This window comes from Chromobacterium amazonense (assembly GCF_001855565.1).
In the GTDB taxonomy this organism is placed as follows: Bacteria; Pseudomonadota; Gammaproteobacteria; order Burkholderiales; family Chromobacteriaceae; genus Chromobacterium; species Chromobacterium amazonense.
The window spans coordinates 184458-201225 of the sequence record NZ_MKCR01000004.1; the positions used below are offsets into that span (position 1 = coordinate 184458).

The following is a 16768-nucleotide window of genomic DNA, read 5'->3' on the forward strand; positions in this document are numbered from 1 at the left end:
GCGATGCTATAGCATGCATGCAGGCGCCATGCCTCAATCCAGATCAAGACGATAGCATTTAATATATGAGCGACCACGACCTCTTCGACCCGCCGGCGCCGGCCGGCGACCTCACGCCGCCGCCCCCGGCCCCGCCGCAAGCCATCAGCGGCGACTGGATCCCGCTGGACCTGTACGCGGAGCGCGCTTATCTGGAATACGCGATGAGCGTGGTCAAGGGCCGGGCGCTGCCGGAAGTGGCGGACGGCCAGAAGCCGGTGCAGCGCCGCATCCTGTACGCGATGCGCGACATGGGCCTGGCCCACGGCGCCAAGCCGGTGAAATCCGCCCGCGTGGTCGGCGAAATCCTGGGTAAATACCACCCGCACGGCGACAGCTCGGCCTACGAGGCGCTGGTGCGCATGGCGCAGGACTTCACGCTGCGCTACCCGCTGATCGACGGCCAGGGCAACTTCGGCAGCCGCGACGGCGACGGCGCGGCCGCCATGCGTTACACCGAGGCGCGGCTGACGCCCATCGCGGAACTGCTGCTGTCCGAGATCGACATGGGCACGGTGGATTTCGTTCCCAATTACGACGGCGCCTTCGAAGAGCCGGCCCTGCTGCCGGCCCGCCTGCCCATGGTGCTGCTGAACGGCGCATCCGGCATCGCCGTGGGCCTAGCCACGGAAATCCCGCCGCACAATCTGACCGAAGTGGCCGGCGCCTGCGTGGCGCTGCTGGACAATCCGGCGCTGGAAACCGCCGATCTGATGCAATACATCCCCGGCCCGGACTTCCCCGGCGGCGGCCAGATCATCACCCCGGCGGCGGACATCCAGTCCGCCTACGAAACCGGCCGCGGCAGCGTGCGCGTGCGCGCCAAATGGGAAATCGACAAGCTGGCGCGCGGCCAATGGCGCGCCATCGTCACCGAACTGCCGCCCGGCTCTTCTGCGCAGAAGGTGCTGGCGGAGATCGAGGAGGCCACCAATCCCAAGCTCAAGGCCGGCAAGAAGCAGCTGTCGCAGGATCAGCAAAACCTGAAGAAGCTGATGCTGGACCTGCTGGACCGCGTGCGCGACGAGTCCGATAGCGAAAACCCGGTGCGCTTGGTGTTCGAACCCAAGTCCAGCCGCCAGGATCCGGACGAGTTCATGAACATCCTGCTGGCGCAAACCAGCCTGGAAGGCAACGCCTCGCTGAACCTGGTGATGATAGGCCTGGACGGCCGCCCGGCGCAGAAAGGCTTGAAATCCATCCTGACCGAGTGGATAGACTTCCGCCGCGCCACCGTCACCCGCCGCCTGGCCCACCGCCTGGCCCAGGTGGACAAGCGCATCCACATCCTGGAAGGCCGGATGATCGCCTTCATCCATATCGATGAAGTGATCCGCGTCATCCGCGAATCGGACGAGCCCAAGCCGGACCTGATCAAGGCCTTCGGCCTGACCGAGATCCAGGCCGAGGACATCCTGGAAATCCGTCTGCGCCAACTGGCGCGGCTGGAAGGCTTCAAGCTGGAGAAGGAGCTGTCCGATCTGCGCGAGGAGCGCGAAGGCCTACGCCACATCCTGGACACGCCGGACGCGCTGACCAAGCTCATCCGCGATGAAATCCAGGCCGACGCCGCCAAATACGGCGACAAGCGCCGCAGCGAGATCAAGGCCGCCGAGCGCGCGGTGCTGACGCAAACCACCGCCGACGAGCCGGTGACGCTGATCCTGTCGCAAAAGGGCTGGATCCGCGCCCGCGTCGGCCACAACGTGGAGCTGGAAACGCTGAGCTTCAAGGACGGCGACGCGCTGGCGGCCGTGGTGGAAACTCGCACCGTGTGGTCCGCCATCGTGCTGGACCACAACGGCCGCGTCTACACCATCGATCCGGCCACGGTGCCGACCGGCCGCGGCGACGGCGTGCCGGTGGCCTCGCTGGTGGACCTGCAGGATGGCGCCAAGCCGGCGCAGCTGATTTCCGGCCGCGATGCCGACCGCTTCGTGGTGGCCGGCAGCGGCGGCTACGGCTTCATCGCCAAGATCAGCGACATGGCCGGCCGCGTAAAAGCCGGCAAGGCCTTCATCACGCTGGACGCCGGCGAAACCGTGCTGGCGCCGGTGCCGCTGCCGGCCGCGCCGCTGGAAACGCTGCAACTGGTGGCCGCCAGCGACAGCGGCCGCCTGCTGGCCTTCCCGGCGACCGAGCTGAAAGAGCTGGCCAAGGGCCGCGGCCTGATGCTGCTGGCGCTGGACGACGGCGCGCGCATGACCGCCATCGGCCTGGTGGCCGGCGGCAAGGCGCTGCTGTCCACCACGTCGGTGCGCGGCAAGGTGGCCGATGAAAAGCTGGCGCTGGAAGAGTTTGTCGGCAAGCGCGCCAAGAAGGGCAAGCTGATGCCGAAGAAATGGTTGATCAGCGCCATCCGCGAGCTGCCGATGTGATGAAACTGACAGCCCAGCCGCAAGCCCTGTCGCCGCGCGCCGCCCTGTTGTTCGTCAACGGCTTCCGCGCGCTCTTGCTGCTGGTGCTGTTCTCGCTGTCGCTGATCAACGGCGACAGCGGTCACGCGCTGATCGAGGGCGGGCCGCATTTCTACCTATGGAGCAGCGTCTACCTGCTGCTGATCGGCATCTGGTATCTGCTGCGCGAAGGCAGCCTGGGCGACACCCTGCAACTGACGCTGGCCATCGCCGCCGACATCGCCATGATGGTGTGGCTGATGGCGATGAACGACGGCGTGCGCGGCGGCTTCGGCCTCTTGCTGCTGCCGTATCTGGCTGCGGCCGGCCTGCTGTCCACCGGCCGCTACGCGCTGTTCTACGCCTCCATCGCCACGCTGATGCTGCTGAGCTACGCCGGTTTCGAAAGGCTGCTGGGCAATGCCAGCCAGGCGGACCTGTCGTTCAGCGCGCTGCTGTCCGCCGCCGGCTTCATCACCGCCATCGCCACCTGGCAGCTGGGCCGGCTGGCGCGCGCCTCGGAAGCGCTGGCGGCGCAGCGCGGCGGCGAAATCGCCAATCTCAACCACCTGAACGAACTGATCCTGCAAAGCCAGCGCGACGCGGTGGCGGTGCTGGACGAGGCGGGCCATCTGCACCAGTTCAACCGGCAGGCGGAGCGTTATTTCAGCCAGCTGCAGCGCGGCCAGCTGATGCCGGAGCTGTTGCCGCTGGTGCAGCGCTGGCGTGACAACGGCTACCCGGCCCTGTCCACCTTCGTCCAGCACAATGTGCGCGGCCGCCAGCTGGTGGGCCGGCTAGTGCCGGTGCCGGTGCCGGAAGGCCAGCTGCGCGGCGTGGTGCTGTTCATGCGCGACATGGCGGACATGGCAGAAGAAGCCAAGCGCGTCAAATTGGCCGCGCTGGGCCGCCTCACCGCCAACATCGCCCACGAAATCCGCAACCCGCTGTCCGCCATCAGCCACGCCGGCGACTTGCTGGCGGAGGACGAAACCGACCCGGCGCGGCAGCGGCTGTTGCGCATCGTCCAGGACAACGCCCGCCGCATCAACGGCATGGTGGAAGACGTGCTGACCCTGGGCCGGCGCGACCGCGTCAAGACCGAAACCATCGATCTGCCATCATTCATCGCCCAGCTGCTGGAGCAATTTGCGCTGGTGCAGCCGCAATCGGCCGGCGCCATCGTCTGCCAGCTGCCAACCCCTTGCAAGCTGGCCTTCGACCGCGGCCACCTGGCCCAGGTGCTGAGCAACCTGCTGGCCAATGCCTGGCGCCACGGTAGCCAGGGCCGCGGCTCGGTGCGGCTGGAGGCCGGCACGGCGGAACACCACCTGATCCTGCGCGTGATCGACGATGGCCCCGGGGTGCCGGAGACCGAGCAATCCCGCCTGTTCGAACCCTTTTTCACCACGGAAAGCGCCGGCAGCGGCCTGGGGCTGTACATCGCGCGCGAGCTGGCCGAAGCCAACGACGCGCGTTTGGAGTACACCCCGCCCGGCGGCGTGTTCCGGCTGATCTGCCGACTAGCCCATGACTAAGACACCCCCGCGCGTATTGATCGTCGACGACGAACCGGACATCCGCGAACTGCTGGAGCTGACCCTGCTGAAAATGGGCCTGACGCCGGTCTGCGCCGGCAGCGTGGCCCAGGCCAAAACGGCGCTGGCGACGGGCCGCTTCGACTTGGCGCTGACCGATATGCGGCTGCCGGACGGCGAAGGCCTGGAAGTGGTGCGCCACATCGGCGAAGCCGGGCTGGACCTGCCGGTGGCGGTGATCACCGCCTATGGCAGCGCCGACAACGCGGTGCAGGCGATGAAGGCCGGCGCCTTCGACTATCTGCAAAAACCGGTCAGCCTGGCCCAACTGCGCAGCCTGGTCAAATCGGCGCTGAAAGTGGACGCGCCATCGAACAAGCCGGCTCAGCAACAGCGGCTGCTGGGCGAATCGCCGGCCATTCAGGATGTATTGCGGCTGGTGGACAAGCTGTCGCGCAGCCAAGCCGCGGTGTATATCAGCGGCGAATCCGGCACCGGCAAGGAGCAGGCGGCGCGGCTGATCCATGAGCAAGGCCCGCGCGCCGGCAGGCCCTTCGTCGCCGTCAATTGCGGCGCCATTCCGGAAAACCTGATGGAAAGCGAGTTTTTCGGCTACCGCAAGGGCGCCTTCACCGGCGCCGACGCCGACCGCGACGGCTTCTTCCAGCAGGCGCAGGGCGGCACGCTGTTTCTGGACGAAGTGGCAGACCTGCCGCTGGCCATGCAGGTAAAGTTATTGCGCGCCATCCAGGAGCGGACCGTGCGCAAGCTGGGCAGCGCGCAGGAGGAGATGGTGGACGTGCGCATCATCTGCGCCACCCACCAGGACCTGGCGGCCAAAGTCGAAGACGGCGGCTTCCGCCAGGACTTGTACTACCGCCTCAATGTGCTGCCGCTGCGCATGCCGCCGCTGCGCGAGCTGCGCGAGGACATTCCGCTGTTTGCCGAACGGCTGCTGCAGCGCTTCGCCAGCCACGGCCCCACGCCGCAACTGAGCGCAGACGCGCGCCAGGCGCTGCAGGACTACGCCTACCCCGGCAACTTCCGCGAGCTGGAAAACATCCTGGAACGCGCCGTGGCCCTGGCCGCCGCCCCCGTCCTGTCGCGCGAGGACCTGCAGCTGACCCCCTGCGCCGAATACAGCCCGGAACCAGGCAGCGACGAGCCGCTGCAAGACTATCTGGACCGCGTGGAGCGCGAAGCCATCGTCAAGGCGCTGGAAGCCACCCGCTACAACCGCACCCAGGCCGCCAAGCGGCTGGGGGTGACGTTCCGCTCGCTGCGCTATCGGATGGAGCGCTTGGGGGTGAAGTAAACCCCGCGTAAAACCCCTCACGCCAGCCATCAGCAACGGTATGCTTGGGTCGGTTTGTATCCAATCGACATTGATGATGACACCTCTTCGCCACTTGTGCTGGGGCGACAGCGCCGCCGGCAACCTGAAGCAACGCAACCGGCTGCTTGGCCTGTCCCAGCCGGTCACCGCCATGATGGAAGACTTCCGCATTGGGGAGCTGGCCGACGCCGATGCGGCCAAGCCGCGCCAACGCATCGCCTGGCTCAAGCGCCTGTGGGCCGCGCAGTGGTGGTATGAAGCGGAAGAGTACGAAACGCCGTTGCTGCTGCATCAGGCGGAGTGCCACGGCCAATTGCTGGAGGCGCTGCAAGCGCCGGCGCCGCTGGTGATCTGGATGGGCAACAACGCGCACGACCGGCTAATGCTGGCCATGGCCGCCAGCGTGGCAGCGCCCGCCACGCCGCTGCTGGTAGCGGACATCACCGGCCAGGTGGCTTTCCAGCACGAGGGGCTTTACGCGGTGGGGATGTGCCCGCCGGAAGCCTTGCTGGATATCAAGCCGGTGGCGCTGGACGCCGCCGCTCGCGCCGCGCTGGCCGCGCAATGGGCGCACTGGAAAACGCGCGAGGCCGGCTGGCGCGAAACCGCCTCGGACGGCGGCATCGTCCAATACCCGCTGGATCATCTGGACCCGCTGTTGCTGGCCAGGCTCTCCCGCACGCCGCAATCGGCCAGCCGCGTAGTGGGGGAGGTCATGGGCACGCATCCCGGCATGGTGCCGGACAATTTCCTGTTCTGGCGGCTGGACGCGCTGCGCCAGGCCGGACTGGTGGTCTTTACCCCGGTTGACGGCCCCAAACCGCAAGCGCCCCTCGTCGCCCTGGCTTGAGCAGGACGCGCCACGGCGAAGACCGCCATAGGATGGCGGAACGCCCGGCTAAGCCGGACTTCCGCCCTACGGCTTCGATGCAAAGGCGGGAGAAGACCACGCCGAGTTCGGTAGGGCGGATGCCCCAACGGGCCGATCCGCCCCGCTCCGCCATGGTCAACTGCGGCGGAACGCCCGGTTGGCCGGGCTTCCGCCCTACGGGTCTATGCAAAAGCGCGAGAAGATCACGCCGAGTTCGGTAGGGCGGATGCCCCGGTGGGGCGATCCGCCGCGCCCCGTCATGGTCAACAGCGGCGGAACGCCCGGCATGGCCGGGTTTCCGCCCTACGGGTCGATGCAAAAGCGGGAGAAGATCACGCCGAGTTCGGTAGGGCGGATGCCCCGACGGGGCGATCCGCCGCGCCCCGTCATGGTCAACTGCGGCGGAACGCTCGGCCTGGCCGGGCTTCCGCCCTACGGCCTTACTTGCCAATACAAAAGCGGGAGAAGATCACACCCAAGAGGTCATCGGCGGAGAATGCCCCGGTGATCTCAGACAGCGCGTTTTGCGCCATGCGCAGTTCTTCGGCGAAGATTTCCACCTGCTCCCAGTCCGCTTCGGCCAGTTCCAGGTGGTCGGCGGCGCGGGCGATGGCGTCCAGGTGGCGCTGGCGAGCCAGGAACACGCCTTCGTCGGCGCCGCTGAAGCCTATCATTTCCAGCAGCTTGGCTTTCAACAGGTCCACGCCCTGGTGAGTCTTGGCGGACAGGCGCACCAGCGGGTGGCCGTCTTCGTCGGCGATGCCGGCCGGCTCCTCGGTCAAGTCCACTTTGTTGAAGACATGCACGCGCGGCAGGCCGGCCGGGATGCGCGCCAGGATGGCCTGCACTTCTTCGGTCAAGCCGTGGCGGCTGTCGGTCAGCACTAGCGCCAGATCGGCGCGCTCCACCGCCTGCCAGGTGCGCGCTATGCCTATCTTCTCCACCACGTCGTCGGTTTCGCGCAGGCCGGCGGTGTCGATGATGTGCACCGGCACGCCGTCGATGACGATTTCCTCGCGCACCGTGTCGCGGGTGGTTCCGGCGATATCGGTGACGATGGCGATGTCGTCGCCGGCCAGCGCGTTCATCAGGCTGGACTTGCCGACATTGGGCTGGCCCACCAGCACCACGTGCATGCCCTCGCGCAGGATGGCGCCCTGCTTGGCCGTGGCCTGCACCCCCACCAGCTGCGCGCGCAAGCGGCGCAGGCGGCCGATGGCGTCGGCCTGCTTGAGGAAATCGATCTCTTCTTCCGGGAAGTCCAGCGTGGCTTCCACCAGCATGCGCAGGTTGATCAGCTCGTCCACCAGGCCGTGCACCTCGCGCGAGAACGCGCCCTTCAATGACTTCAAGGCGCTGCGCGCTGCGGTTTCGCTGCTGGCGTCGATCAGGTCGGCCACGCTTTCGGCCTGCGCCAGGTCCAGCTTGTCATTCAGGAAGGCCCGCTTGGTGAACTCGCCCGGCTCGGCCAGCCGCGCGCCCAGCTCCACGCAGCGCGCCAGCAGCATCTTCATCACCACCGGCCCGCCGTGGCCCTGCAGCTCGATCACGTCCTCGCCGGTGAAGCTGTTGGGGCCGGGGAAGAACAGCAGCAGGCCGTTGTCGATGGCCTGTCCCTGGCCATCATAAAAGTCCGTGTACGTGGCGTAGCGCGGCTTGGGCGTCTTGCCATTGGAAATGGCCTGCGCAAACGGCAGCAAGTCCTTGCCGGAGACGCGGATCACGCCGACGCCGCCGCGGCCGGGAGCGGTGGCGATGGCGCAGATGGTGGCGGGGGTGTAGCTGAGGTTCATTGCCATTCCTTGGATTTTGAGCCACGAAATCCACGAAAGGACACGAAAGAATGATCGCGGGCCGGAAGCCGTCCCGGCGCCGCCTCGGAGGCGATTCGCGTTCGTGTTCTTTCGTGGGGTTCGTGGCGAATTGTTTAGAGATCTTTTCCCAGATTATCCAGCAAAAAACCCGGCCAGTGGCCGGGTTCCATCAGCAATTCGGACGGGGCGCTCAGGATTGCAGCGCGGCCTTGTTGCTCTTTTCGATCTGCTTGTTGATGAACCACTGCTGCGCAATCGACAGCACGTTGTTCACCACGTAGTACAGCACCAGGCCGGCGGGGAAGAAGAAGAACAGCGCGGAGAAAGCCAGCGGCATGATCTTCATCATCTTCGCCTGCATCGGGTCAGCCGGCGGCGGGTTCAGGAAGGTCTGCAGGAACATCGTGGCCGCCATGATGGCCGGCAGGATGAAGTACGGGTCCGGGCGGGCCAGGTCGGTGTACCACAGCACCCACGGCGCTTCGCGCAGCTCCACGGAAGCCAGCAGCGACCAATAGAGGCCGATGAACACCGGGATCTGGATCAGCATGGGCAAGCAGCCGCCCAGCGGATTCACCTTCTCGGACTTGTACATCTCCATCACGGCCTGCTGGAACTTCATGCGGTCGTCGCCGTATTGTTCCTTCATCCGTTCCAAGCGCGGCGCCAGGGCCTTCATCTTGGCCATGGAGCGGTAGGACGCGGCGGTCAGCGGGTAGAACACGGCCTTCACGGTCAGCGTCAGCAGGATGATCGCCCAGCCCCAGTTGCTCACCAGCGCGTGCAGCTTCACCAACAGCCAGAACAGCGGCGAGGCGAAGATGTAGAAGATGCCGAAGTCCTTGGCATACTCCATGCCGTCCGCCACCTTGGAGATGATGTCGTACTCTTCCGGGCCGGCAAACAGCGGCAAGCTCACGCTCAGGCTCTTGCCCGGAGCGATGACGGAATAGTCAACCAGCGCGGCGGCGGAGTTCAGGCCGTTGGTCTGGGTCAGCTCGAAGCGGCAGGACTTGTCGTCCTTGCACACGCTCTTGCCGTCCAGCGGCTGCAGAATCCAGGCCGACATGAAGTAGTGCTGCACCATGGCCACCCAGCCATCGGTGGTGGTCTTGGCGTAGTCACCCTTGCCCTTGGCCAGATCGTCGAAGCTCACCTTCTGGAACTTGTGCTCCGAAGTGAACACGGCCGGGCCGGTGTAGGTGTGGGCAAAGCGGCCCTCGCCTTCCGGCGCCTGGCTGTCGCGCAGCAAACGATAGTAAGCGGTTGGCGCAACCGGAGCGGCGCCGCCGTTCACGATGTCGTAACGCACGCCGATCTCGTAGCTGCCCTTGGTGAAGGTGTACACCTTGCTCACCTTGACGCCATTGGCGTCCGGCGCGGTCAGCTTCACTTCCAGCTTGTCGCCGGTCATTTCGTAGCTGGGCTTGTCGGCGGTGAAGACGGTTTTATGCGTCGGCAGGGCCGGGTTGCTGGCTGCGATCAGGCCGGTTTGCGCCACATAAGTGTGCTTGGCGTTGTCCTGGAACAGCTTGAACGGCTGGTTGCGGTCTTCGGCCTCGCCGTGCTTCAGCAGAGACAGCGAGCGCAGGTCGCCGCCCACGGTATCGATCTCGGCTTCAACCAGGTCGGTCTTGACGCGAATGCGCTGACCATGGGTCAACTTGTTGGCGTCGGCAGGCTGCGCGGCGCTGGCAGCGCCGGCCGCGGCCTCGGTCTTGGCCACTTGCTGTTGCGGGGTGTGCTTGGGCATGAAGTACTCATTCCACCCAAACAGGATGCCCACGGACAGTACAACAAAGATAATCAGTCGCTTGGAATCCATCTCTCGATACCGGAAAGTTCAGGGAACCGGGTCATAGCCGCTGCCGCCCCAGGGATGGCAACGGCAAATGCGTCTGGCGGCCAATGCGCCGCCCTTCAGCGCGCCGTGTTTTCTCACCGCCTCGATCGCGTAGCTGGAACAGGTGGGCTGGAAGCGGCAACGCGGTGCCAGCCACGGGCTGATAGCCAGCTGGTAAAAACGGATCAGGAGGATGAGGATGCGCGACATCGTGCCAGTTTAGCAAACAGAGCCGACAAAGCCGTGACGGCCTCGGCGCGCTGTTCGCGGGCAAACGCCGTTTTTGCTCGCACTACGTAGTCCACGCCGCCCAGCTCCTGCTGGTTCAGGCGGAACCACTCGCGCACGCAGCGCTTGATGTAATTTCGGCGCACCGCCCGCTTGGCCACCTTCTTGCCCACGACCAAACCCACGCGGGCATGGTCCAGGCCGTTGGGGCGGGCATACACCTGAAAGAACGCATTGCTGCGTTGTTGCCGCAAACTAAAAACGGATGAGAACTCATCCGTTTTTAACAGCCGGTGCGCACGGCGAAAGCGGTAAGCCACAAGGACTTAGACGGCCAGCTTCTTGCGGCCCTTGGCGCGGCGAGCGGCGATGACAGCGCGGCCGCCACGGGTCTTCATGCGGACCAGGAAGCCGTGAGTGCGTTTGCGACGGGTATTGGAAGGCTGGTAAGTACGTTTCATGATATGGGTTTCCTGTTTCGAAACGGAAATAAACGCGTGATTTGACTCGAAATCCGCGGCTTTGTCAACGAGGAATTTTCTGCAGGCCTGTGGATAACTTTGCAAAAAAACGTTAGAATGTGGGGGTTTATCGCTGTCGACCGGCTGCACAACAAATGAACGCACCCAGGGCCCACAGGCCCGCCGCGTTTGCCACACCGCAGCCTGCCGGCCGCTTCATGCCGAACATCCGCCGCTTGCGCGCCGCCCTTTCCGCGTCGCGAGCGGCCCATCCCGCTGTTGCAAGCCGAGCGCGCTCAGCGGGTTTTTCGCTTTCACATGCGTGTATGTAATGACCGAACTGGATCAATTCTGGCCTGCCTGCCTCGCCCGACTGGAGGCCGAACTGTCTTCGCAACAGTTCAATACCTGGATCAAGCCGCTCAACGCCGAAGCCGGCGATGAAGGCATTGCGCTGTTCGCGCCCAACCGCTTCATCATGCAGTTCATCAAGGACCGTTTCCTCGCCCGCATTGAGGAACTGGCCGTGGAACTGATTGGCGAATGCCCGGTGGAGCTGCGTCTGGGCGCGCCTTCCGCCCGGCCGCTGCAGCCGGCTGCCAGCATCCAGCCCAAGGCCAAGGAGCCGAGCAAAGCCGCGCCCAGCGCTTCGCCCGCGCCGTCTCCGGCCAAGCAGGCCGCGGTCAAGGCGATTGGCGGCAGCCATGAAAGCACGCGCCTGAACCCTTCCTTCACCTTCGATACGCTGGTGACCGGCAAGGGCAACCAGCTGGCGCGCGCCGCCGCCATGCAGATTGCCGAGAATCCGGGCGACCAGGCTTACAACCCGCTGTTTGTCTACGGCGGCGTGGGCCTGGGCAAGACTCACTTGATCCAGGCCATCGGCAACCATGTGTTCCAAAAAAACCCGCAGGCCAAGATCCGCTACATCCACGCCGAACGCTACGTGGCCGACATCATGCGCGCCTACCAGCACAAAGCGTTTGACGAATTCAAGCGTTACTACCACTCGCTGGACCTGTTGCTGATTGACGACATCCAGTTCTTCGCCGGCAAAAACCGCACCCAGGAAGAATTCTTCTATGCCTTCAATGCGCTGATCGAGGGCGGCAAGCAAGTCATCATGACCTGCGACAGCTACCCCAAGCAGATTGAAGGGATGGAAGAGCGGCTGATTTCGCGCTTCTCCTGGGGCCTGACCGTGGAAATCCAGCCGCCGGAGCTGGAAATGCGCGTGGCCATTTTGATGAAAAAGGCCGAGGCCGACAGCATCAAGCTGGAGCACAACGTGGCCTTCTTCATCGCCCAGAATGTGCGCTCCAACGTGCGCGAGCTGGAAGGCGCGCTCAAGCGCGTGGTGGCGTACGCCCGCTTCACCAACCAGAACATCACGCTGGAACTGGTAAAGGAAGCGCTGAAGGATATTCTGGCCGCCGGCAATCGCCAGGTGACGGTAGACGCCATCCAGAAAACGGTGGCGGAGTACTACAAGATCAAGCTGTCCGACATGCACAGCAAAAAGCGCAGCCGCGACATCGCCCGGCCGCGCCAGGTGGCCATGGCCCTGGCCAAGGAGCTCACCCAGCTGTCCTTGCCCAATATCGGCGACGCCTTTGGCGGCCGCGACCACACCACGGTGCTGCACGCCTGCAAAACCATTAATGAGATGCGCGAAAACGACGCCGACATCGCGCACGACTACGAAGCGCTGCTCGCGATGCTGCGCAATTAATCGAACCATGAAACGACTCTTCACCATCTACTGGGAGCCCGCCACATGCTGATCCTGCAAGCCGAACGCGATGCCCTGCTCAAGCCCCTGCTGGCAGTCACCGGCATTGTCGAGCGTCGCCACACGCTGCCGATTCTGTCCAACGTCCTGATCGAGAAGAAGGGCGGACAGGTTGGATTCCTGGCCACCGACCTGGAAATCCAGATCACCACCGCCAGCAGCGACGAGCTGCCGGGCGAAGACTTCCGCCTCACCACCTCCGCCAAGAAGCTGCAGGACATCCTGCGCGCCATTCCGGGCAATACCATGGTGACGCTGGAACAGCTGGACGGCGGCCGCCTCACCCTGAAGGCCGGCAAGAGCCGTTTCAACCTGCAAACCCTGCCGGCGGAAGACTTCCCGCTGCTGTCCGTGGGCACCGCCTCCGACGCCAGCTTCAGCCTGAGTCAGCGCGAACTCAAGCGCCTGATCTCCCAGGTGCAGTACGCCATGGCCGTGCAGGACATCCGCTACTACCTCAACGGCCTGCTGATGCAGACCGACGGCAACCAAGTGCGCCTGGTGGCCACCGACGGCCATCGCCTGGCCTTTGCCAGCGCCGACGTCACCGCCACTCTGCCCAAGGCCGAGGTGATCCTGCCGCGCAAGACCATCATCGAGCTGTACAAGCTGCTGCAAGACAGCGACGACGAAATCAAGATTGAAGTGCTGGCCAACCAGGTGCGCTTCAGCTTTGGCGCCACCGTCATCATCAGCAAAGTGGTGGACGGCAAGTTCCCGGACTACAACCGCGTCATCCCGCTGGACAACGACAAGATCTTCCTGATCGAACGCCTGGAATTCCTGCACGCGCTGCAGCGCGCCGCCATTCTGGCCAACGAGAAGTTCCGCGGCGTGCGCCTGGTGCTGGCGCCGGGCAAGATGTCCATCCTGTGCACCAACAGCGAACAGGAAGAAGCCGAAGAAGAACTGGAAATCGCCTTCCAGGGCGATGGCCTGGAGATTGGCTTCAACATCAACTACCTGCTGGACGTGCTGACCAACCTTCCGGCCGACACCCTGCAGCTGGCGTTTGGCGACTCCATCCGCAGCGCGCTGTTCACCATTCCGGATGTCAGCAACTTCAAGTACATCGTGATGCCGATGCGCATCTGACGCGGCAAACGGAGTCAGCGGGCGGCCTAGCGCCGCCTCCCGGATTTAAGAATGACCGGCCACGCAGCCTGTTTCACCCCGGCGGCGCGGCCATATGGAAAGTGTGAGTATGAGCGAACAAGAATACGGCGCGGACAGTATCAAGGTGCTTAAAGGCCTGGATGCGGTGCGCAAGCGCCCCGGCATGTATATTGGCGATACCTCCGATGGCACCGGCCTGCACCACATGGTGTTTGAAGTGCTGGACAACGCCATTGACGAGGCGCTGGCCGGCCATGCCGACACCATCAAGGTCACCATCAATCCGGACAACTCCGTATCCGTGGAAGACAACGGCCGCGGCATCCCCACCGACATCCACCCGGAAGAAGGACGCTCCGCGGCGGAAGTGATCATGACCATCCTGCACGCCGGCGGCAAGTTCGACAGCAACAGCTACAAGATCTCCGGCGGCCTGCACGGCGTGGGCGTATCCGTGGTCAACGCGCTGTCCGATTGGCTGAAGCTCAAAATCTGGCGCGACGGCAAGGTGCACGAGATGGAATTCCGCCGCGGCGACGCCGTGGCCCCGCTCACCGTCACCGGCCATACCAGCCATCGCGGCACGGAAGTCACCTTCTTTGCCAGCGAAGAAACCTTCGGCCACATCGAATACCACTTCGACATCCTGGCCAAGCGCATCCGCGAACTGTCCTTCCTCAACCAGGGCGTGGGCATCCAGCTGATCGACAAACGCACCGGCAAGGAAGAAAACTTCGCCTTCTCCGGCGGCGTGGCCGGCTTTGTGGAATACATGAACCGCAACAAGACCGTGCTGCATCCCAAGGTGTTTTACGGCTTTGGCGAAAAAGACGGCATGAGCGTGGAAGTGGCCATGCAGTGGAACGACTCCTACCAGGAAAACGTCCAGTGCTTCACCAACAACATCCCGCAGCGCGACGGCGGCACCCACATGACCGCGCTGCGCCAGGTGATGACGCGCACGCTGAACCAGTTTATCGAAGAGAGCGAAGCGGCTAAGAAGGCCAAGGTGGACACCACCGGCGACGACATGCGCGAGGGCCTCACCTGCGTGCTGTCCGTCAAGCTGCCGGACCCCAAGTTCTCCAGCCAAACCAAGGACAAACTGGTTTCCAGCGAAATCGGCCCGGTAGTCAACGAAGTGATCAGCGAAGCGCTGAAAACCTATCTGCTGGAAAACCCCAACGACGCCAAGATCATCTGCGGCAAGATCGTGGAAGCCGCCCGCGCCCGCGAAGCCGCGCGCAAGGCCCGCGAAATCACCCGCCGCAAGGGCGTGATGGACGGCCTGGGCCTGCCCGGCAAGCTGGCCGACTGCCAGGAAAAAGACCCGTCGCTGTGCGAACTGTACCTGGTGGAGGGTGACTCCGCCGGCGGCTCCGCCAAGCAAGGCCGCGACCGCAAATTCCAGGCCATCCTGCCGTTGAAGGGCAAAATCCTCAACGTGGAACGCGCCCGCTTCGACAAAATGCTGCAAAGCCAGGAAGTGGCCACCCTGATCACCGCCATGGGCTGCGGCATCGGCAAGGACGAATACAACCCGGACAAGCTGCGCTACCACCGCATCATCATCATGACCGACGCCGACGTGGACGGCGCGCACATCCGCACCCTGCTGCTCACCTTCTTCTACCGCCAGATGACGGAGCTGGTGGAGCGCGGCCACATCTACATCGCCCAGCCGCCGCTGTACAAGGCCAAGCACGGCAAGCAGGAACGCTATCTGAAAGACGACGGCGAACTCAACCAATACCTGCTGCAGCTGGCGCTGGAAAAAGCCGAACTGATCCCGGCCGAGGGCGCCGCCCCGCTGTCCGGCGAAACCCTGGGCGAAATCGCCCGCCAGTTCCTGCTGGCCCGCGCGGTGATGGAACGCGAAAGCCGCGTGATCGACCCGCTGGTGCTGGAAGCCATGCTCAAAACCGGCCCGCTGTCGCTGGAAAGCCAGCAACAGGCCGACCACACCGTGGCGGAGCTCTCCAAGCACCTGCCGGCCGAAACCATCGACCTGCAACTGCTGCGCGACGAAAAGAACGACGGCTACCTGATCAAGATCATCCGCAAGCTGCACGGCAACGTGCTGGTGACGGTGCTGGACCAAAACTTCCTGGACAGCGGCGACTACGCGGAACTCAAGAAAACCGGCAGCCTGCTGGGCGGCCTGCTGCGCGAAGGCGCCCACGTCAAACGCGGCGAAACCGTCAAGCCGGTAAGCGAGTTTGGCGAAGCGCTGGACTGGCTGCTGGCGGAAGTGAAAAAGGGCATGAACATCCAGCGCTACAAAGGCCTGGGCGAGATGAACCCGGAACAGCTGTGGGAAACCACCATGGACCCGGCCGTGCGCCGCCTGTTGAAGGTACGCATCGAAGACGTGATGGGCGCGGACGACGTGTTCACCACTCTGATGGGCGACGAAGTGGAGCCGAGACGTCAGTTCATTGAAGGCAATGCGCTGATTGCGCGGAACATCGACGTGTAAGGATATAGGATCCCACGAAGATCTAGATTTTTCCCACTTTTCTAGATTTTTGGGATTTCACGCACCGCCTGCGTAGCAAGAAAGATGGCCTCCCAGCTTTGGAGGCCATTTTTATTTTTGGCTAAAGTTGGCTGCCTACATTGAACTAAAGAAGATTTTGTTTGTATCAATTATTCCTTAGCTTGCCTTTGTCCACTGTGTAATATTGGGACTATGTTCACTTGATCCCTGCTTTATCAGAATGAAGTGAAGATTGCCACCATTATCATAGCCAATTAATATGTTATCACCTTCTTGGGCATGCATCATGACCTGATTTGTTTGAAAATAAAGCCTGTACTCTGTACGGGTTGGATGTTCTTCGCGTGCATCATACCATGTAACATTTGCAACATCTGTAATGCTTTGCCCTCTAATTGAAAAAAAAGCAGATTTTACAATTTTTTCAACCCCAAATATATTTTTTAACTCTACCACTCCATTAAATTCATGTTGATTGGATCTTTCTGGCCGTGCTTCAACAGCAGAAAGCATTTTGATACAAGAAGGGTTTAGGTTAAGTGGCTTATTACTCATAAATATTCTTTACTATTTAGTAGGTTGATATTTTATAGCATTGATTTTTTAATTAGCATGCGCTAACTCGACGCGTCAGATTTATCGTGCACACCTCCCTAATCTTTATCAGAACCAAAAAATAAAAACTCTTACCACTATTTAAAATGGTCCTAAAATTTTATAAAATGCAAAATGCATTTTTTACAAAATGACAATTGGCATATGCCATATTATGCCAATTTTTATAATAATTTCCAGTCAAAAGGTCGTGGATAACCAACCAGCCTCACCCAACTC

13 protein-coding genes are annotated in these 16768 nt (G+C 63.0%); 7 read left to right on the top strand and 6 right to left on the bottom strand.

Going from position 1 to position 16768, the window contains the following annotated elements:
* Window positions 1–65 precede the first annotated feature (65 nt).
* The 4 genes from parC to BI343_RS04025 all read left to right on the top strand — a co-directional run bounded on the left by parC (window position 66) and on the right by BI343_RS04025 (window position 6159).
* Window positions 66–2417 carry a DNA topoisomerase IV subunit A gene (gene parC / locus BI343_RS04010; protein WP_071108754.1) on the top strand — a complete coding sequence of 784 codons (2352 nt, stop codon included), beginning with the start codon at window positions 66–68 and terminating at the stop codon, window positions 2415–2417.
* Window positions 2417–3973: a two-component system sensor histidine kinase NtrB gene (locus BI343_RS04015; protein WP_043628219.1), complete on the top strand. Its 1557-nt coding sequence runs from the start codon at window positions 2417–2419 to the stop codon at window positions 3971–3973. Before parC ends, BI343_RS04015 begins: the two co-directional genes overlap by 1 nt.
* The gene (locus tag BI343_RS04020; RefSeq protein WP_071108755.1) at window positions 3966–5288 is read left to right on the top strand and encodes a sigma-54-dependent transcriptional regulator; all 1323 of its coding nucleotides are present in this window, start codon (window positions 3966–3968) and stop codon (window positions 5286–5288) included. The genes BI343_RS04015 and BI343_RS04020 overlap by 8 nt, the downstream gene beginning before the upstream one ends.
* Window positions 5289–5361: 73 nt before the next feature.
* Window positions 5362–6159 carry a DUF1835 domain-containing protein gene (locus BI343_RS04025; RefSeq protein WP_169828975.1) on the top strand — a complete coding sequence of 266 codons (798 nt, stop codon included), beginning with the start codon at window positions 5362–5364 and terminating at the stop codon, window positions 6157–6159.
* A gap of 461 nt (window positions 6160–6620) precedes the next feature.
* Here the strand turns inward: BI343_RS04025 and mnmE are convergent, their stop codons facing one another.
* From mnmE to rpmH, 5 genes are all read right to left on the bottom strand, one after another.
* A complete protein-coding gene (mnmE, locus tag BI343_RS04030; RefSeq protein WP_071108757.1) occupies window positions 6621–7973 on the bottom strand; it encodes a tRNA uridine-5-carboxymethylaminomethyl(34) synthesis GTPase MnmE in 1353 nt (450 codons plus the stop codon).
* Between the two features lie 211 nt (window positions 7974–8184).
* Window positions 8185–9819: a membrane protein insertase YidC gene (gene yidC / locus BI343_RS04035; protein WP_071108758.1), complete on the bottom strand. Its 1635-nt coding sequence runs from the start codon at window positions 9817–9819 to the stop codon at window positions 8185–8187.
* A gap of 18 nt (window positions 9820–9837) precedes the next feature.
* Window positions 9838–10047: a membrane protein insertion efficiency factor YidD gene (yidD, locus tag BI343_RS04040; protein ID WP_043628227.1), complete on the bottom strand. Its 210-nt coding sequence runs from the start codon at window positions 10045–10047 to the stop codon at window positions 9838–9840.
* The gene (gene rnpA / locus BI343_RS04045) at window positions 10023–10385 is read right to left on the bottom strand and encodes a ribonuclease P protein component (RefSeq protein WP_043628229.1); all 363 of its coding nucleotides are present in this window, start codon (window positions 10383–10385) and stop codon (window positions 10023–10025) included. The genes yidD and rnpA overlap by 25 nt, the downstream gene beginning before the upstream one ends.
* Window positions 10386–10391: 6 nt before the next feature.
* Window positions 10392–10526 carry a 50S ribosomal protein L34 gene (gene rpmH, locus BI343_RS04050; protein ID WP_021477546.1) on the bottom strand — a complete coding sequence of 45 codons (135 nt, stop codon included), beginning with the start codon at window positions 10524–10526 and terminating at the stop codon, window positions 10392–10394.
* 331 nt (window positions 10527–10857) lie between these two features.
* On the opposite strand from rpmH, the gene dnaA reads away from it, so the two are divergent.
* From dnaA to gyrB, 3 genes are all read left to right on the top strand, one after another.
* Complete coding sequence (dnaA, locus tag BI343_RS04055) at window positions 10858–12258, top strand: chromosomal replication initiator protein DnaA (protein ID WP_043628231.1); 1401 nt, start codon at window positions 10858–10860, stop codon at window positions 12256–12258.
* A 45-nt stretch (window positions 12259–12303) separates the two neighbouring features.
* A complete protein-coding gene (gene dnaN, locus BI343_RS04060; protein WP_043628233.1) occupies window positions 12304–13413 on the top strand; it encodes a DNA polymerase III subunit beta in 1110 nt (369 codons plus the stop codon).
* Between the two features lie 109 nt (window positions 13414–13522).
* Window positions 13523–15913 carry a DNA topoisomerase (ATP-hydrolyzing) subunit B gene (gyrB, locus tag BI343_RS04065; RefSeq protein ID WP_071108759.1) on the top strand — a complete coding sequence of 797 codons (2391 nt, stop codon included), beginning with the start codon at window positions 13523–13525 and terminating at the stop codon, window positions 15911–15913.
* A 177-nt stretch (window positions 15914–16090) separates the two neighbouring features.
* On the opposite strand, the gene BI343_RS19195 is transcribed toward gyrB, so the two are convergent.
* The gene (locus BI343_RS19195) at window positions 16091–16489 is read right to left on the bottom strand and encodes a type II restriction endonuclease (protein WP_083340787.1); all 399 of its coding nucleotides are present in this window, start codon (window positions 16487–16489) and stop codon (window positions 16091–16093) included.
* Window positions 16490–16768 lie beyond the last annotated feature (279 nt).

Bases quoted from the DNA above. Each gene is read 5' to 3' on its own strand.
- gyrB (WP_071108759.1), top strand. From the start codon at position 13,523: ATGAGCGAACAAGAATACGGCGCGGACAGTATCAAGGTGCTTAAAGGC.
- BI343_RS04025 (WP_169828975.1), top strand. From the start codon at position 5,362: ATGATGACACCTCTTCGCCACTTGTGCTGGGGCGACAGCGCCGCCGGC.
- mnmE (WP_071108757.1), bottom strand. From the start codon at position 7,973: ATGAACCTCAGCTACACCCCCGCCACCATCTGCGCCATCGCCACCGCT.
- BI343_RS04015 (WP_043628219.1), top strand. From the start codon at position 2,417: ATGAAACTGACAGCCCAGCCGCAAGCCCTGTCGCCGCGCGCCGCCCTG.
- yidD (WP_043628227.1), bottom strand. From the start codon at position 10,047: ATGTCGCGCATCCTCATCCTCCTGATCCGTTTTTACCAGCTGGCTATC.
- rpmH (WP_021477546.1), bottom strand. From the start codon at position 10,526: ATGAAACGTACTTACCAGCCTTCCAATACCCGTCGCAAACGCACTCAC.
- dnaN (WP_043628233.1), top strand. From the start codon at position 12,304: ATGCTGATCCTGCAAGCCGAACGCGATGCCCTGCTCAAGCCCCTGCTG.
- yidC (WP_071108758.1), bottom strand. From the start codon at position 9,819: ATGGATTCCAAGCGACTGATTATCTTTGTTGTACTGTCCGTGGGCATC.
- dnaA (WP_043628231.1), top strand. From the start codon at position 10,858: ATGACCGAACTGGATCAATTCTGGCCTGCCTGCCTCGCCCGACTGGAG.
- BI343_RS04020 (WP_071108755.1), top strand. From the start codon at position 3,966: ATGACTAAGACACCCCCGCGCGTATTGATCGTCGACGACGAACCGGAC.
- parC (WP_071108754.1), top strand. From the start codon at position 66: ATGAGCGACCACGACCTCTTCGACCCGCCGGCGCCGGCCGGCGACCTC.
- BI343_RS19195 (WP_083340787.1), bottom strand. From the start codon at position 16,489: ATGAGTAATAAGCCACTTAACCTAAACCCTTCTTGTATCAAAATGCTT.